The organism is Zobellia sp. OII3 (genome assembly GCF_002211465.1).
Taxonomy (GTDB): domain Bacteria; phylum Bacteroidota; class Bacteroidia; order Flavobacteriales; family Flavobacteriaceae; genus Zobellia; species Zobellia galactanivorans.
In genome coordinates this window covers 1,577,540-1,596,500 of sequence record NZ_MWRZ01000001.1, presented here as the reverse complement: position 1 = coordinate 1,596,500, position 18,961 = coordinate 1,577,540, and the positions used below count along the sequence as shown (strand labels likewise).

7 protein-coding genes are annotated in these 18,961 nt (G+C 41.6%); 1 reads left to right on the top strand and 6 read right to left on the bottom strand.

The genetic code is table 11. The annotated features are described in order from the left end of the window. Positions 1-13: 13 nt before the first annotated feature. The 6 genes from B4Q04_RS06570 to B4Q04_RS06545 all read right to left on the bottom strand — a co-directional run bounded on the left by B4Q04_RS06570 (position 14) and on the right by B4Q04_RS06545 (position 13,580). A complete protein-coding gene (locus B4Q04_RS06570; protein WP_088696308.1) occupies positions 14-2,383 on the bottom strand; it encodes a TonB-dependent receptor in 2,370 nt (789 codons plus the stop codon). Between the two features lie 227 nt (positions 2,384-2,610). After that, positions 2,611-2,919 carry a hypothetical protein gene (locus B4Q04_RS06565; protein ID WP_013993666.1) on the bottom strand — a complete coding sequence of 103 codons (309 nt, stop codon included), beginning with the start codon at positions 2,917-2,919 and terminating at the stop codon, positions 2,611-2,613. An 828-nt stretch (positions 2,920-3,747) separates the two neighbouring features. Then, positions 3,748-6,768 carry a beta-galactosidase gene (locus tag B4Q04_RS06560; protein WP_088696307.1) on the bottom strand — a complete coding sequence of 1,007 codons (3,021 nt, stop codon included), beginning with the start codon at positions 6,766-6,768 and terminating at the stop codon, positions 3,748-3,750. Between the two features lie 265 nt (positions 6,769-7,033). Beyond that, positions 7,034-8,707 carry a hypothetical protein gene (locus B4Q04_RS06555; RefSeq protein WP_123772339.1) on the bottom strand — a complete coding sequence of 558 codons (1,674 nt, stop codon included), beginning with the start codon at positions 8,705-8,707 and terminating at the stop codon, positions 7,034-7,036. Between the two features lie 16 nt (positions 8,708-8,723). Next, positions 8,724-10,469 carry a RagB/SusD family nutrient uptake outer membrane protein gene (locus B4Q04_RS06550; protein ID WP_088696305.1) on the bottom strand — a complete coding sequence of 582 codons (1,746 nt, stop codon included), beginning with the start codon at positions 10,467-10,469 and terminating at the stop codon, positions 8,724-8,726. A gap of 12 nt (positions 10,470-10,481) precedes the next feature. Continuing rightward, a complete protein-coding gene (locus B4Q04_RS06545) occupies positions 10,482-13,580 on the bottom strand; it encodes a SusC/RagA family TonB-linked outer membrane protein (RefSeq protein WP_013993660.1) in 3,099 nt (1,032 codons plus the stop codon). A 920-nt stretch (positions 13,581-14,500) separates the two neighbouring features. Here B4Q04_RS06545 and B4Q04_RS06540 point away from each other — a divergent pair. Further along, on the top strand, positions 14,501-18,604 hold the full coding sequence (locus B4Q04_RS06540; protein WP_088696304.1) for a two-component regulator propeller domain-containing protein: 4,104 nt from the start codon (positions 14,501-14,503) through the stop codon (positions 18,602-18,604). The last annotated feature ends 357 nt before the right edge of the window (positions 18,605-18,961 follow it).

Below are 18,961 nucleotides of genomic sequence, written 5' to 3'. Positions count from 1 at the left end.
ATTTGATTAATTATTAAAAAGGAATTGTTATTGATAGCGATATATTTCTACCGGCCTCCGGCACATCTATAAGCCTGTAAAAGCTGGTATGGTCGTAGTATTCGGTATGGAATACATTGTTGAGTTTTACCCGTAATCGGGTAGGCCTCTCGAAGCCGGGCAAGTTCAACTTGGCCGTGGCGGAAAGGTTCAAAACCTGGTAGCCATCGGTGCGTTCTTCGGGAGGGACAATTTTATTTTGTTCGGCCGTAACCCGCAGATCCGCATTGAGGGAGGGCTCGGTCAGAAAGCCCAAATCGTTAAACCGATAATTGATAGAGAACAAGACGGACAGCGGTGGGGAAAAAGGAAGGGTAAAATTTTTCTTCGGTCCACTGGTCTGCCTCGAATAGACGTACTCCAGCGAAGCATCGGCACTTAAGGAAGCATTAAGGTCTACCCCTGCACTAAGTTCTCCCCCATAGCGGACCACCTTACTTTGCACATATTCATAAACCTGTAGCGACTCGTTGTAACCGGAAGTAGGATTGAGATAAATAAAATTTCCGAAAAAATTCAAGAAGGGACTTACACCTATGCGATACCTGCTTCCCTTATGTTCAATATCCGCATCGATTTGGTAGGATCGCTCGGGGTCGAGGTCTATATTCCCCCTTTCATAGCGGTACATGTGATAATTGACACCATCTGAAGCCAGTTCGTTCGGCAAGGGCATTCTAAAACTCTTGCCCAGGTTCAACTTGTAGATAGTCTTGTTGCTATGATAGCTCAGGCCCACCGAACCATTGACACTGTTAAAGTCTAGGCTCCTTTCCTGTGACCGTTGCATGTATACATAAGACGTGGTACCGTCGGCATTATTGACCGTAGACGGAAACCAATCGCGATACCCTTGGGTGGACATATGCCCCCAATCGTAGCGTATCCCTCCCTGTAAATGAAAATTCGCGTTAAGCTTATAATGGTCAAATACATATGCCCCAACATTGTAGCGCTCGTACTCGGGTATCAAAAACCCCCAGCCGCCAATATTGTTATTTTGCATCTCACCGTTGAGTCCGAACACGAAACTATGTGCTTCATTGGGCTTATAAGTGGTTTTTGCGTTCAAGGAAAGGGTATTTTTGCTAAATATCCGCTCCCTACTATCGGCAGGCTTGGGCATATAACCATGGGGCACCGGCTCGGAGTGCTCTTCCCTTTGGTTGTTCTGAAAGCCGAAATCGAGCTGTACGATATGCTTATCCTTAAAAAAAGTGGTGTTGTTAACCACCTTGAAATGGTTCACTTGGTGAAAGGGCAAATCGACATCGCGGCTCGACCCGTCGTAATCGATGGCGGAAGTTCTCACCTCAAGGCCATGGGCATTGGCGAAGAATCCATTCTTGGCAAAAACATTGCTAAAAAAGGTTTCCGACTTAATGCCATCCCCCAGATAGCCCAGGCTGAAACTTACATTGGCCTCTTGCCCCGCCGTATTCCTCAAGTGATTGTCATGCAGGTCAAAAATATAGCTCTCATACCGAATTTTATCGGTTGGCACCTTGTAATCCCCGTAGTCCCTCAAGGTGAGTCTCCCGCGGTAAAACCAAGTCTCTTTTCGCCCTTGAACTCCCGTTGAGACCCCCAAGAGGGCGTTATTGGTTTCACCCAGCAGGTTCACTTCGCCTTCAAAAGTGTGGGGTATTGGCACACTAGGCGGCTCGATATCCACCACTCCCGAAATAGCATCAGATCCATACAGAAGGGAGGCCGGCCCCTTTATGATCTGAACGTTCTCTATACCGTACTGGTCGATTTCAAGTCCGTGATCATTACCCCACTGTTGGGCCTCGTGTTTTACCCCGTTCTGAACCACGCTTACGCGATTAAAACCGAGCCCCCTGATAACGGGTTTTGATTGTCCAGAACCGATGGAAATAGTGCTTACCCCGGGGATTTTCTTAAGGGTCTGCATAAGGCTGTTCTCCCTGTTCCCCTCCAAAAACGCCTTTGAAACCGCCACGGAAATCGTCGCCAACTCCTGTGCCTTACGCCCATCCGTTGTTGCGGAAAGCTCTATCCCCTCCAAGTTCGTCACGGCTTCCTGAAGCCTTATTACCCAGGGTTTATGGTTGCTATCTACCTCGATTTCAAGGTGCTGTAGCCCATAAGCAATATGGCTTACCGTAAAGGTGTATTTTCCTTTGGGGACATCGGAAATTTTAAACTCGCCGTTGTCGTTGGAAATGGCAAAAAAGGGTTTACTGAGGATGTTTACATCCTTGATCGGTTTTAAGGTATGCCCGTCCAACACCACACCTTCGACATCAAAAGTGCTTTGTGCATGGGCTACCAAGCATAGGCTAAAACACAGCCACATGCCCAATAATCTGTACATCATACTGATTGCTAAAAAACTAGAAAAATTAAGAGAACAAGAACGCGGAAACGCGTCCTTTTACAACTGTACACAACTAGTGTTCAAACAGATACACTCAAAAAAAACGAAGCATACCGACCACGGATTACCGTAGCAAACCACATATAAACTGACTCAGGACGGAGCAAAAACCTACTCAAAACCCATCACCTACGTGGTGTTAGAACTATAGAAATGTACAGGAAAGATTATAGCCTAAACGGAGGAGGCCTAGAAAAGAGTTGATCGGAATCTATTGTACCGCTAACCACAAAGGTATATTCGGCATCGGATTCTTGAAGGGAAATTTCCTCAAAATTGTTTACCGTGAAATCAGGAACATCCGGAGCAATAGCCGGAACTAGATTATGTGCGGTAGTCAGATCACAAACCGTACAATGAACGGCATGGTCTTTATCTTCAGAATGAGACAACACGTGCAGACCTGCCATTTTCACAGAAAGGAAAAGAACAAGTAAGAAATACGAGCTGATATGTTTTAAACGACCCTGAAGCATTTGCGGCAAACTTACTAAAATATTGCCAAGCCCATGTTAATTTCGTCTTAAGGAAATCGTTAAATACAGAAAATGGGTTAATAATTCTAACTGATCTAAGCAAAGCTTCCCTCCTGCCTTCATCTTTTTACAAGCCCGGTATCCCAATAAAAAAGCCATTTAGAGTTATGACGGCTTATATCCCAATACTCCATTGTACCATTGACGGCTGTAAAATCCACCCTTATAAATTGATGTTTTTAACGGCCAAAATCTCAATTTGGGGCTCAAAATGTTGTTTTTTTTCGGTTTTCATTAACCAGGTTTCAGTTCGTTAAAGCTATTTTATACTATTCACCAGTACCTGTTCTGAAAGGATAGGCAGGCAAATCGGCCCCGTTGACTAAATTGACATCCGGTTTCCCCGAAAAGGCATAGCGGATATAAATTGGAGCTTCAATTTCCTTTGATTTTAAAACTACGGTCCGTCCTTTGATTTTTGCTGTGGCCGGCTTCAAAAGCTAAACGATGGTCGATAGCGAGTTTATCTTTAGGATGGATTATCTACTCTATAGTATTGATTACACTCACCTTTGGAAAATCCAATGCCTTGAGCTGCGATTCCCCCATCCAAGTCCAAGATCGGGCGGTTGGGTCTACAGCTTTGCTCCATTAAAAATTAACATATGGTCTGCGCACCACTCGTTATCAGCGCGGAATATCGGTTCAGCTACTGCGAATGGCTCCTTATTATCTTTAGGTACGGATGGCGGATCATCACCGCCACCCGAACATAATCCAATAAAAATTGCCGTTACGAACAAACGTACAAGCACTTTTATTGCCTTTTTACTTTTTTATGATTTTTGCATTCACCACTTTATCGAGCATAATTTTTGCAAAATAAACACCCGATGGCCGATTTCTTAAATCAACCGTAACCTTGCCCGAGGTTATCGTATAGACTTTTGAGGAAACTAATTGGGACTGAAGGTTCAATAGGTCAATTTGAACCGTGTCCTTATGTGTAGGCAAATGAATCTCAACCAAACCATCCGTAGGGTTCGGGGCAATGGACACATCGTCGTAGGGGCCTACGATTTTTTCAAGCACCCCTTCGCAATCCTTATTGGACCGGACCTGAACTAGGTCGCCATCCTCAACATTTACGGTAAAGGATTTTGAATTGGTTTGATATACTTGATTGTTATTAACCTGCACCCGAAATGGCGGTGTTCCCTTCTCGATATCCAAAGTCATTTTTTTGGATGCAACGGAAGATTTACCCGATATGACGGCAGCCTCTTTTACCTCTAGATGATAACAGGCCTTATCCTCTTGGTTTTTGGTTTCAACACACAATTCATACTTACCCGGTGACACGTTGTCTATGGTCAGGTCTTTTGTAAAATCAAACTTTTCCCCATTAAAGGTTGCCGTGTAGTTTTGTTCTAAATCAGCAACAATATTTACCTCTCCGTTATCTTTATCGTGGCAGGTTTCTTCGGTAGTGGAAACTTCAAACCGGTTGTCATCTGCCGTTCTTTTCCTCACCTCCAACAAATACACGGTTTCCGGTTCCATAACAAAACTAGCATCTAACTTCTCTCCCGTCAACAAATCAACGACGACCAAATCTTCAGAAGTATTCTTCAGTTGTAGTTCTATATTGGCGCTTTCTTTTCCGATGTTTATAATATTGATAATATCTTCTCCCTGTGGACTTCTATAGCCTCTAGAAACACAGCCTTTTAAACCTAAGCCATTGGTTTCCTTTAAAGTTACATTCGGGAACCTTCCTTTTGCCTTGGCAATTCCCAAAGCACTGGAAACCACATCCGATGCCGATGCACTAGAAATTATTTTTCCTCCCTTTCCCGTGTTCAACCCTAGGCCATGACTTCTTCCATATTCATCTTTTTTAAGGCTTTCGGCATCTACAATAATGGTACCTCCCTGGTCTAGGTAAGCCTGTAGTGCTTCCAATTCCCCCTTCGTTACATATTCCGTCTTGTTTACAACAATAACATCCCACAGTGCATTGTTTTGCCCAGTGATTATCCTTTCTGTCGCAAAACCTATGGGCAGGCCTTCAAAATAGAGTGATTCATAGATTTCGAAGAGCTCATCCATATGCTTCTTTTTGTTAATGGCCGATGTTTCCGAGTAAAAAATTCTAATGGGCTGCCTTAAATTCTGCAATGCATCAAGATGTTCCGAATATGAATTTATATCCATCATGGTAGATGTAATCTCATGTATTACCTGCGGTTGGTTAATTGGAGAACCTGCCAATTCTTTTTCAGAATCGTGGCCCAGTCGCAACGACCCATCTTCAAGTCTAGGCCAAAACCAAGTTTGAGCTGAATTCATACCTTGTAGAACAGCCAGCCAATAAACCGACCTTACATATTTTCGGTCTAAAAATAAATCTGTAAAGGCAGGAGCCTGCAAAAAGTGAACTTCGGAATTGTAATTGACCTTATTGGGAGAAACCGACCTAAAAAAATCATAGGACATACTGAGGTCCCTCCAGAAAAAATGGTACCGGTCTTCCCAATCTTGTGGCGCCCCCCACCGAAGTGAGTTTTTTGCCCCGGCATCGTTACCGATATGGTCCGTTATGCTGGTCAACATCTCAAAGTCCAATCCATGATGTCTATCATTTCCCGCCCATTGGGAGGGAATCAGTTTAATATGGGTCTTGGCATCAGGGTCGTATTTTTTCACCTCATCATGCAAAAAAGAAAACCAGTTGTTCACGCGGCTCTGATTGAACTTCATAAGATCGTACCATACGGGCCCACCTCTCTCGGTTTCGGGCATCGGAACGGTTACGGACACCTCATCAAAACTCGAATAATTCTTGCCCCATACTGTGTTCAAATTAGAAATATCGCCGTGTTTGTTTTTTAACCAATCCCTAAGACTATCCTTGGCGTGGTTAGAGAGCTGAACCGTCTCCCAAGTACCCGACAGGTTCCAATGGGGTTCGTTGCTCAACATATAGCCCTGCTCAACATATTTCTTTCCTTTTAGATTGGGAATGGTCCCCTTGAACAATTTTCGCATAACTTCCTTGGCTCCAGGGCTACTAATATCATACTTTGTAAAAAGACCTCCACCTATACGTATATCAGGATATTTTGTTTCCAACCAACTAGGAATACGGGTATGCCCTATAAACAATACCCCAAAATTACCTGAGGGTCTACCGCTTATATCGCCCAAGACCCATGGCGAAATATCTCCTGCTTCATTTTCCACCATGTTTGCATCCATATAAAAACTTCCGTAATTTCCAAAATAAGTAGTTATATCATATGGGCCGGCCTTATCTTTTTGCCAGGTATAATCCGCTAAAAAAATCGGTTTCCCATCAAGTACCTGTTTGTTGTTTTCATAGGATATTCGGGTCCAATCGATACTAGGTATCGGTTTTCGGGTTATCTCTCCGTCGATCAACCGGTTTAAAGTGGCCATAGCGTTATCGAGAACGGTGATTACCTCGCTACGTTCAAAGGAAGGTAAGTGTTCAGCAAGATTTTTAGCCGTAGTTCCATGAAACGTATGTAACCCATCGAACATCTTCTCATAGGCTGTTTTATTTTTCTCGTCCCAGTTGGCATAGAACAAGAATATTTCGGCAAGCCGTACGGCCATTTTCTCTTTTGTAGGGTCTATCCCCAATTCTTCCGCCTCTAAAATACGCTTGTTCAAGGCTTCTATTTTAGTTTCGGCTTCTTCTTCGGTACCCGAAAAATCCTCGATATTTATTTGGGGGGTTCTTGTTCTTTGGGCCACAGAGGTAAAGCCCACAAGACATGCAATAACAAGGTGGGCAAAATGGATTAAAATTCTATTTTTCATAGGTTCTATTATAGGTTATAGTATAACTTCCATAGCCTATCCGCCAACAAAAAGTCAGAGGCGAAAAGACTTAGAAGTCCTTCTAATATTAAGTTTTAAGATATGATTGTAAGGGGCAATCCTTATAATTGTTTTAGGGGCGATCTTTCTTAGTATCTTACATAGTTTATGATTTTAGGTTGAAAAAGTATAGTTTAATTTCCCCTTGGCGCAATTCACGCCAAAGGGAAAAAACTCAACTAACTCAATGCGTTAATAATTATGTTTACGGACGGGCTTCCAGCGGGGTTAACCGTATATCGTCTATATAAAAGGTCTGGGATCCGGAAACACCCGGATTGTCAAACTTTCTTACGCCCAAATTTAATCTTTCCATAGCTCCGGTCAACTGAATATCTGCCGAATATTTTATCCATTGTCCATCAGGACCCTCACTAAAATCAATTACACTTACGACCCAATCGGGGTTAGTGTTGAGCGCCAAGGCCCCGATAGTGGAACCCGATTCCCTAAAGACCTCAATGGAAAGCCTGTAGGTTCCCGCATTGGGCACAAGCGCCGCGGTCTCAGCCGCCGGTAGACCCCACAACCAAGAAACATCGGGTGCGGCCGAAAAATCATCGGCATGATACCTTACCACACGTACTCCATCAGCTGCAGTAATTTCTTGAGTTCCCCAGAAATACCATGGATTGTTATGTTGTGTCCAAAAGCCTGCGGTATTACCGCCATCTCCCCTATCGTCTTCAATTTCGAAGCTATATCTTTCATCGGCTTCAAGGACACTATCCCCTAGGTGCGGGATTACTTTTTTATCATTGAATATTTCCAATGTTCTTTTATCAGTGGATTGGATATCACCCCCGACATATGACACCAAAATCTCATCAGAATTATAAATAGGTTCTGCCAAGGTCAATTCAAGAATCGACCCATCGGTCTCATTTACCCCGATTGATTGTACCGCAATATCTTTATCAAATCCGGCGGCCGCATTTACAACGTTCACGGTGAAATTTCCATTCTCCCCTACCAAGGAAGCTTGATCAATTACACCTGCAACCTGAAATGATAATTTTTCCGTTTCATCTTCGGTGATTTCACTCAAAATCTCAAAGGGTTGAGAGGAAGAAACCACCCTAACCTTTAAAGGAATCGCCCTAAAATTTGAGGTTTGGGGTAAAGGGTCTATTCGAGAAGACCTTATATTACCCACATTCGTGGTGGTCCCAAAATTCAAAAAAGCAACCTCGACAATAGAATCGTTCGATGTTTCAGGCGTTCCGGTTATATTCCAGGTTCTAAAGTTGGGCCGTCCTACAAGGGATAAGTCTACGAAGGTCAAGGTTTTGTTTACTTCAACATCAACAACGGGCCATGTACTCGGATCATCACTTGTTTTATCATCTGCCCCAATATTTAAAATTTCCTCACCATCTTTAAGAACTTTAAAAGCAGGTTTTACATCTTTTGCAAAGACATCCACCTCAAAACACTTTTCAAATACCCACTCATCACCATCTTGAACTGCCGAAATAGGTCCGTCCTCCGTCTGTATCGTAACCTGTTCGCCAAATGTATTTTTTAGGCAAACTGTATTGAGCCCCTCTTTCACGAACATTACGTGAACCGTTTTATCGGTGCTGGTCAAACCTAGTTCTTCGTCAATAAAAGTAGGCAATGAATCACCGGCCGTAAAACCTGGTCTCAAAAAGAAGCTACCCTCTTCAATGACCCATTCATGGGTGATGGCACCTTGTGACGCATCTAAAAAGGATATAAAGTCTTTTTCCGCAGATACGTTAAACGGGGAACCTGGAAACACACTAGTGTACCACGCCATATCGGACAAGGCATCAGGAGCTTCATATTCATCGTCATTCTGGCAGCTCGACAGCAGTGCCAAAAAACATAACATTACTAATTTTATAGTTTTCATAAATGGGCTTTAACGGTTAGTCAATACTTGAATTGCTGGTTACTTCACTCAGAGGAATAGGCAAATAATCGTGTAATTCGGGATTATAATTCTCGGCTGTCAAATCGTATTCAAAATCGACCAACAATTCAAATTCGGCCGGTTCAGGCCCCATAATCACAGATGCGTCGTTCCACCCTTTGGTACCGTCCAATCTTGTAAAATTATAAGGCACGGCATAATAGACTTCACTTGCCAATCTATCAAAATTCGATTTTATAATGCCCCACCTTCTTAGGTCGGCCCATCGAATGGAATGCCCCTCATTTGACAATTCCAGGGGTTTTTCCACGTACATTAAATGATCCATTAAGGTTTGTGCGGTGTACATAAGGCCGTCATAGGTATGACCGCCATCTTTAACAGGACCTAATAGCTGTAGCCCCCATCTTTTTCTAATTGTGTTTATATCGTTCAAGGCCTCGGAAAGATTACCCATTTGAATATGGCACTCAGCACGCATGAGGTACACTTCCGCCAATCTATTAACAATGACGTTCTTTCCTGAATTCCATGAACCTTTCGGGTTATCATCTTCACTTTTTAGATGATCGTGGTTACTGTATTTTTTAGAATGTCCGAAACCCCAGCCCCTTGCTCCTTTTTTCATGTTTTCGCTAACATTATCGTCTAAATAATACAGGGTTTGCTCATCTTCGACCAAGGTTACCATTTGTGAAGCCCTTAAAGGAACATTGCGTAATTTTCGTCCCTCTATCGCATCGACATAATAATTTCTTTCGTCCAATGGATCCATAGGTTCCGTCTTGTATCGGTATTGGATCCAAGCCGGCATAGACGTGGTAACACCCGAAAAGAGAAAACCATACCTGTTTGTTTGACTCAACTCATCCCATTGGTTCAGCTCTGGCCTATGAATAACATTATAGGGAATCTCGAAAATAGATTCCGAATTAAACTCTCCTTCAATTGTAAAGAGGACTTCCGGATCTACGAGTCTATATCCATACTCGGGATTGTCAATGACATCGTTAAATAAATCAAGTGCCTTTGTATACTCTTCTTCATAGAGAAAACTTGTTCCTAATATAGTAGCGGCCGTTCCTGCGGTTACCCGGCCTTGGTCAGCACTAAGGTTTTCATACTTAGCCGGTAGATTTTTGTATGCATATTCTAAATCGGCCCTAAAAAAGTCTAAGACTTCGCCAGAGGGCGAAACCCCTTTATTGAAATCTTCTTGGGTTACGGGAACCTTGTCCCTTAAAATCACATTCCCTTCATTAAAGGAAGTATGCAAATAGAAATGGAACAAACCTCTAAAGAAACGGGCTTGGGCCATTTGCAATGTCCATTCGTCTTCATTGACCGTTCCCTTTAAACTTTCAAGACCGCTAATTGTCTGGTTCGCCCTAGATATCCCTTGGTACAGTCCCTCCCATTTCTTTTGTATGGAATTATCACTATTGGTATATGTTTTATAATAATAGGTTCTCCCCTGTCCGTCACCTGGTGTTGGCCTCCCAAATCCAGGCCACCCCATATCAGAACGCCATGATTCTTCCACCAAGCAAAGTATATAATGATCGAATAATGTAGCGTACGTGGCGGTTAGCGTACTATTTGTATCGTCTAAATTTTTCCAGAAGCTATCGGTGGAAATTCTATTTGGGTCAGTTTGATTTAAAATATCGTCATCGCACGAACCAAGTGACAATGCCAGAAATAAAATTGAAAAAAAGTATTTTTTAGTAATTCGTATCATAACAATTGCACATTAAAAATTAAATTCCAGTCCAAATAAATATTGGGTTGATATTGGGTAGTTCCCCTTATCCAACCCTCTTGCACTAATCCCGCCTCCTATTTCGGGGTTGTAGCCCTCATACCCAGTGAAAGTCAATAAATTTTGGGCAGTTGTGTAAACCCTTAATTTGCTTACGCCTATTTTTTGTACGATTTTTTTTGGTAGACTATACCCCAAAGTCAAGTTCTTAAGCCTTAAATAATCTCCATCTTCCAGCCATAGATCGTTATACCCCCTAAAGTTGGGATGTGATTTTATATCTCCCCTAAAAGCTGGGATAGGGGTCGACGTATTGGAGTCGGACCAAGCGTAGATCAGGTCTTTATGTCTTCCATAGCCATAGGCCGTAGCTTTAGAACCATTCATGATTTCATGCCCCAAGGCGGCATACCATTGCATGGAAAAATCAAAGCCTTTATAGTCTAAATTAAAGTTATATCCGATTTCATACTCCGGCAAACCACTGCCACTATATACCCTATCTGCATCCGATATAGTTCCATCTTCGTTCGAATCAATATATATAAGGTCTCCCAATTTTGCCGCTGGATCGATTTTTTGGTATTCTTCCAATTTTTCGGGAGTATCGGCAATACCGTTGGTTCTTCGTAAGAAAAAAGCGCCGGCCTCATACCCCTCCGCCAATACGGTAACCTGAGATTCCGGTCTTGCCCCGCTAACCAAACCATAATCGTTGGTAAACAAGAAACCATTGTCGCCATTTATTTGGGTAATCTTGTTTTCATTAGTGGTGAATGTCCCGTTCATATTAAAATTCAAGTGTCCAATTTTACCTCGATACGCCAGGGCCAGTTCCAGTCCTTTATTGGTCATATTACCCACATTCAGCACAATCTGTGAATTACCACCTCCTCCAGCCGAACCGGGCAAGACAACAGGGAACAACATATCTTCGTTTTCGATATCATATATATCGGCAGAGAGTGTGACCTTGTTTTTAAAGAGCCCTATATCCGCTCCAAAATTGGTTTCTTTTTTCGTTTCCCATTTTACTAGGGCATTGGCAAATTCCGATTGGGCCGAACCGATATTCAATATACCATCGCCCGTACCAAATGGAAAGTCTATTCCGTTTGCAATGGCTGCAGAAAAAGCATAATCCCCAAACCTATTGTTCCCTAAAGACCCTTTATTGGCCCTAAGTTTAAAATTATTGACAACGCCTTTTAAGGGTTTCCAAAAGCCCTCATCCGATACATTCCATGAGGCGGCTATTGAAGGAAAAAGCCCCCAGCGCTTACTCTCTCCGAATTTTGAAGAACCATCTCTACGAACACTGGAGCTAATAAAGTACCTCCCTTTGTAGTTGTACTGTAATCTTCCTAAAATTCCCAGAATGGTGGAAGTATAGTAATTTCCCGATTGTGCGTCAGGGTTTATGGTAGCATTGTCCAAAACCCGAATATCATTGTTCAATACACCGTATTTTTTGGCACTAAAATCCTTACCACCATATTCTTCCCGCGTGTACCCGCCCGTCATGGTCAGGTGATGACCGTCGGCCAGTTCCTTCTTAAAGGTCAGCACCGTCTCCCACACATTGGAGGACCTTTGGAATGCACTACTTTGCGCAAAACTATTGGCGGGATTGGTCAAAAGCTCCCCTTCCTTTGTAAACACCGGTGTATAGCCCAAAAACTTATCTCGATACCCGTTAGTTTCGTTAATTCCGATCCTAGACCAAATATTAAGTCCTTCTACAATTTGATAGTTAATATTAAATGACGCGAAGGTTCTTATGACCCTTTCTTCATCCGTACTGTTCAGACTATTCAAAACCCATCCCAACCTATTGGATTCCGTAGACCTGATTTCCACCAAGGGTTCATCTTGATCCAATGCTTCCAGACCTTGTTGCGTAGGAAGGTATCTAATGACCTGGTTGATGATACCCCCTGGTTCCCTAGACTGATCTTCCCTACTCAACCCCACACTGGCATTGATTCCCCATTTACCATGGTTATAGGTGGTATTTACCCTAGTGTTAAATCTCTTAAAATCTGAATTTATAAGTATTCCTTCCATATCATACAAGCTAGTTGACACATTATACTTTATATCGTTGGCGCCGCCCGATACGTTGACCGCATAATTCTTAAATGGAGTATTATCCCTAATTATGATATCCCTTACGTCCGTATTGTTTTGAAATCCCATAGGGCTTCTGGCCAAGGTCAATACGGTGACATCATCGGTACTACCGGTTTCGTTTCTAGCAGTAACCAAATCGAAATAGGTTTGTTCTTCGGTATTCATCAAATCAATTCCGGAAGCAATTTTTTGGAAACCATAGGATGCATTCAACCTTACAGACAAGGCCCCCTGTTTGCCTTGCTTCGTTGTGATCAAAATTACACCGGCCGCGCCCCTGGTTCCGTAAATAGCCGCAGATGAAGCATCTTTCAAGATATCTATGGATTCAATATCACCGGGAGCTATTCTTGGGTCTCCCTCTTGTGGAATTCCATCAACCACGTACAAGGGGGTATTTGATCCTGAAATACTGGTTATTCCCCTTATCAATATTTCAGATGCGGCCCCGGGTTGCCCAGAGCTTACCACATTGACCCCTGAAACCTGCCCTTGTAACGCCGTACCCAAATCTTGGGTAACTATATTCTCTATATCTTCAGATTTTACACTTGCCACGGCCCCTGTCAATTCTTTTTTCTTAACACTACCATAGCCGATTACCACAACCTCATCAAGGTTTTCAACATCGGTTTCCATTTTCACATTTACAACCGGACTCGAAACGGTAATGGTGCGTGCCTCCATTCCTATATAGCTAAACTCCAAAACATCGCCTGTTTTAGCCTTTATCGAATAGTTCCCGTCAAAGTCGGTCGATACCCCTACGGCGCTTCCTTTTTTTACGACCGACACACCTGGGATCGGCACCCCCTCATCGGCATCTATAACCGTTCCCGTAACCGTATTGGGCTCTTGGGCATGCACGACCATGCCGGTACACAAAAACAGTAAAAAGAGCACTAGAGTACCATCTCCCCGCCACTTTTTAAAGCTTGTTCTTTGTTTTAATTTCATAGGTTTAAAATTAGTTAGTTAGTTGCCGACCATCGATAACAAGTCTTACAGTATCGACGACCGGCCAAAGGTTAAATACTCGGTTTTCTATTAAAGCCATACCTCGCTCAAGGTAACCGCCGCTTACTTTTCGTTCACTTATACAATCCCATAAATTCTATTTATCGCAAATCGCTTTCAACCGCTACTTCAAGTTGGGCATCACAGGAACGTGTACTCCGGATAAGTTCAAAATTCCCTGATGTTTTTATTTCAATTCCCGGTATCCGATAGTGCAGTCTTAAAAAGCATTGGAATTGATAAAAAAGAATCCTCAAAACACATCAAACCAACAGTAACCATTGGTTTATCAATAACAAAGCCCAGCTGTCGGCAGCAGCCTGTTCGCACACCAATTGCAAATGAATCTATAAGGTCAACAAAGTGGGTTGTGACGGTAGAAACCCCTTACAACTTCACCCTTTTTCATTGCTAGAGACACACAACTGACAAGCAAACACAACTATTTTTTAGAGCACTTAACTTTCTAAAAAACATTTTGACATTTTCCATAATCAATGCTTGGTTATCAAATATTTAAATATAAAGGAAGAACAAAATGTTGCACCGTAAATTAAAAATGCTCACCAGTAAATCAATGCAATAACAAATTGAATTACAGTTCTATAAGCCGAATAAACATGTAGTTCAACAACCAGCTCAAAAAATTCGCTGACACCATTTCGTGGTTCTCTTGTTGAAGAGGAAATTAATTTTATTCCATAATATATCTATATTCGGCTATGGTTATGGTTTGTCGCAAATTGTTGTTCTCCACTTGAATGTCATCGAAAATGACCGAGCTTTTTGGAAAAACAAAAGTAGAATTACATATGGAGAGCCGATCCGCTCCCCTCTGAACAAATTAAACACAGTGACATATGAAGTTATTGATGAATTATATATTTCTTCATTTAGTATTGTTCCTGAACAATGCTCCCGTCATGGCCCAAAACCCAATTCCCTCGACACAGTTTACCACCAGTAACGGATTGGCCCATAATGGCATAACATCCGTATTGGAAGATTCAAACGGATATCTTTGGATAGGCACTTACGAAGGCTTAAGTCTTTATGACGGTTATGAATTCAAGACCATTAAAAACACAAATAGTCAGAAGCCTTTGAGCAATAACCGGGTAAGAACATTATTTGAGGATAAAAACAAAAACATTTGGATCGGTACCGATGAAGGTCTTAGCATCTACAATACTTCAAAAGAAGAATTTAAGGAAATCACAATGGAAGGCCTTTCTAAAAAAAATGGCGACAGCCCTGTAATACGGAGCTTCTCGGCAAGTAGCGGTTTTGTTCTTTGTGCCACCGAAAATTATGGTATTTTATTGTTCAAGGACGATTATAGTTTTGTGGGGACCTATCCGCTGCCCGTTCAAAAATTAAAATCATCGATAATTTACAATGTAGCTAAGCTTGACCCTTTCAACTATTTATATACCACTTCTGTAGGTTTCTTCATATTCAACTTAAACACCAGAACTTTCAAAAGAATCTTACGTAAACATATTTACGCATGCACCGCTATAGAAAAAATTGATAAAAACACCTTGCTAGTAACACTTAATGAAGGTGGTATAGCCCTTGTCGAATTTGAGCAAAACAATGACTCCTTTCGCTTTAAACTCATCAAGAAAGCCTTCGTTAAAAAAATTTTCAACAGTTGTATGGTCGACAATACCAATCAAGTTTGGCTAGGACTACTCTATAATGGGTTTATGCGGATAAACAATGCATCAGACCTTAAGGCCAGCGCCCCATACGAGACTTCTTACTTTGAGTTTGAAACAGGAAATATAAAAAGCAGTTGCTTTTATCAATCATCATTAGGGGATTGTTGGTTCGGCACTTTCAACAAGGGACTATACCAATTCAAATCAGACACCTCCCCTTTTAAAAAGACCGATACAACTATAGGCGCCCCCCTTGGTTTTGGACATAACAACATTACTAGTATATCCGCAATAGACCCGAAAAGAATCTACCTTAGTTCAGAACTGGAAGGGATTCACTTGTTCAACACCGAAACCCAAAAATTTGAACACACAAATTTCAATTTCACCAAAGAAGAAAGACAAAACTCGGGAACCGTCTTTAACGATTCGCGAAAGAACATATGGTTAAAGATCAAAGACATCGGTTTGTGCAGAATACCCACGGGCCGTAAAAACTACCAAGTCGTAAAAACCGATAAAAAAACCTTACCCACTTACATCCATATCAATTCCTATATCGAAGACAAACAAGGAAACATATGGCTAGCAGGTATGACCGGGGTATATAAAATAACCTTGAACAAGGCCAACGAAGTTATCAATATCGAGGAACTGAACGAAAACGCCCTGTTTAAGGACAGCAAAATAGGACACGTGCGATGCATATACGCAGACCCATTGGATACCAACATCTGGATCGGAACACATAAAAAAGGATTGTTCAGGATAAACTCCGAAGATTCCTTGAAAAATGCCCAGATACAACAATACAAAAACGATGTTTCCAATAGTTTTTCCCTACCCGTAAACTTTGTGAGTTCGATAATACGTCTACCTAACAACGAACTATGGATCGGGACCGAAGGTGGGGGGATATGCAAAATGACAGAAAGTGAAACGGGAACAAAATTCATATCTTTTACCGAAGAGCATGGCCTATCCAATAATGTAGTAAAAAGCATATTACACGATAAAGACCAGAATCTTTGGATTGCGACGAACATTGGCCTGAATAAGCTTGATACCAAAAAAAACACCATTAGAAAGTTCCATTCATCCGACGGGCTGCCTTTTGAGGATTTCTGGTATTCCAGCGCCTATTTAAAAAATGGCTACATGGCTTTCTCAGGCCTAAACGGCATTTGTTATTTTAAACCCGAAGAAATACCGAACTGCGAACCCTTGCCCAAATTTGACTTTGGAAACTTTAAACTGCTCAACACAACCATCAAGGCGGGTGATTCGATAAACGGAAGGGTACTTTTGGATAAACGGCTGTCCGAAACCGAAAACCTCGTATTAAAACACAATGAAAACGTTTTTTCCTTGGAGCTCACAAGCCTCCACTTTGCCAACCCAACAAACCATAGTATAAAATATAGGCTGTCTCCATTGAACAAAGAGTGGATCAGGGTCCCATCACATCAAAAAACTATTTCCTATAGTGGGTTGCCCCCAGGGGAGTATCAATTACAGGCCATGGTTTCCAATTCTCTAAACGAATGGACCAAACCCAAACAAATCAATATATCTATCATTCCTCCATTTTGGAAAACAAATCTAGCCTATGCCACCTATATTCTGCTTATTCTGATAGTTGGTTTCATCGTAAACCGGACCTTAATGAAGATTCAGGATTTAAACCATAAGGTAGAGATCGAACAACTTAAAATCAACAATGTAAAAGACGCCAACGAAGCCAAATTGCGTTTCTTTTCGAATATTTCACATGAGATAAAAACCCCCTTAACTTTAATAGCCGGGCCAACCAACGCACTAATAGAAAGGTTTAACGGAAACCCGGAACTTACCGATAAACTGAACCTAATAAAACGCCAACTAAAAAAAATCTATGAACTTATAGAACAAGTACAAGATTTCAAACGGGCCGATGACAATCTTTTAAAAATGACTTATTCCCGCTTTGATTTTAAGGACTTTCTGGAGGAGGTTATAGCAGACTTCAGGTTTATGGCCATGAACGACAAAAAAAGCATAGAGGTGATAGGCGGTAAAGAATCACTTATTGTAGTCGCTGATCGTGACAAACTAGAGAAAATTTTAAACAACCTACTCAACAATGCATTCAAATACACTAAAACCAATGACAAGATTACGGTCGAATTTACCGATCAAGACAAAGACCTTATCGTATCGGTTACGGACACGGGCATTGGTATTGACAGTGTAGATTTAGATCATATTTTTGAAAGGTTTTACCAATCGCATAAAAAGCAAAACAGTCACTTAAGTGGATCTGGTATAGGCCTGGCCTTTTCTAAACGACTCGTAGAAATGCACTACGGATACATTAAAGCGGAAAGCAAATTGGGCGAAGGCACTAAAATCACGATGAAACTACCTATTGTAAAAAGTCAATCCACCAAAGATAAACTCTCGTTAAAAGAAATAAAACTCCCTGAAGAAAAAGAAATTGCCTTCCACCGTGACCAGGCAAACGAAAATGCTCCCGTTCAAGTAAAAGTAAGCGGAAAGTTCTCCGAGTCCTTAATTTTTTACGTGGAAGACAATCTAGAAATGAGAACCTATGTAACTGAATTGCTATCGCAATATTTTAGGGTAAAGAGTTTTAGAAACGGAAAAGAGTGTTTAGAGGCCCTGAAAGAGCAGTGGCCCGATATTATAATCAGCGACATACAGATGCCGGAAATGAACGGTCTAGACCTTTGCGTGAACATTAAATCCAATTTGCAGACCAGTCACATTCCGGTAATTCTTTTAACTGCGTTGACCAATATAAAAGACCATATACGTGGTATTAAAGATGGAGCCGATGCCTACATAAAAAAACCTTTTGACCCACAAAGGCTGATTACCACAACCGAAGCCCTATTGACCAACCGTAAGCGCTTAAGCGAAAGGTACCAAATAGGCATTCCATTGACCAAAGACAACAAAAACAGTAGAAACGACAATGCCTTTCTTGATAAACTGTATAGTTTAATCGAAGAAAATGTAGACAATCAAAACCTAGATTTAAACAGTCTGGCCAAAAAGCTCTATCTGAACCGCACCCATTTTTATCAAAAAGTAAAGGTTTTAACCGACCAGACCCCCTATGAACTATTAAAGAATTATCGCCTTAAAAAGGCGGCCAACCTATTGATTCACGAAAAGCTCTCCGTTCAGGAAACCTGTGAACTAACAGGATTTAAGAGCACTTCCCATTTCAATAAACTCTTTAAGGAAAAATATGGCGTCACACCTGGAAAATATTCAAAGCAAGCGATTTAATGAACCCCTCGATGACACTTAGCTATCTCCAAAACATAAGCTCTTACTTCATTGCGCCCTTTATTTTTGGGGTTTCGGATTGCAAAAAACAAAAATTCAGATAAGTACCAGAACGTCCCCTGCATAATTAAACGTTTCCTTTTCCTCCTCCCCCTATGTCTTATATCCCAAAACCTGATATCCGCCTTGGATCGTAACAGGTCTTTCCGTTGAATATTAATAATTCACATTGGGTCTACCGATGACGCCCTTTAAATTTGACCCCTATTTCCGTAAACGGGAGGTCGGCTTTTCTATAACATTCCTAGGCCGGTGCAATATGTTCCCCCTTTCCTGATCCATATCATAGTATTTTGA

Coding starts and splice junctions, on each gene's coding strand:
- B4Q04_RS06570 (WP_088696308.1), bottom strand. CDS start 2,383: ATGATGTACAGATTATTGGGCATGTGGCTGTGTTTTAGCCTATGCTTG.
- B4Q04_RS06565 (WP_013993666.1), bottom strand. CDS start 2,919: ATGCTTCAGGGTCGTTTAAAACATATCAGCTCGTATTTCTTACTTGTT.
- B4Q04_RS06560 (WP_088696307.1), bottom strand. CDS start 6,768: ATGAAAAATAGAATTTTAATCCATTTTGCCCACCTTGTTATTGCATGT.
- B4Q04_RS06555 (WP_123772339.1), bottom strand. CDS start 8,707: ATGAAAACTATAAAATTAGTAATGTTATGTTTTTTGGCACTGCTGTCG.
- B4Q04_RS06550 (WP_088696305.1), bottom strand. CDS start 10,469: ATGATACGAATTACTAAAAAATACTTTTTTTCAATTTTATTTCTGGCA.
- B4Q04_RS06545 (WP_013993660.1), bottom strand. CDS start 13,580: ATGAAATTAAAACAAAGAACAAGCTTTAAAAAGTGGCGGGGAGATGGT.
- B4Q04_RS06540 (WP_088696304.1), top strand. CDS start 14,501: ATGAAGTTATTGATGAATTATATATTTCTTCATTTAGTATTGTTCCTG.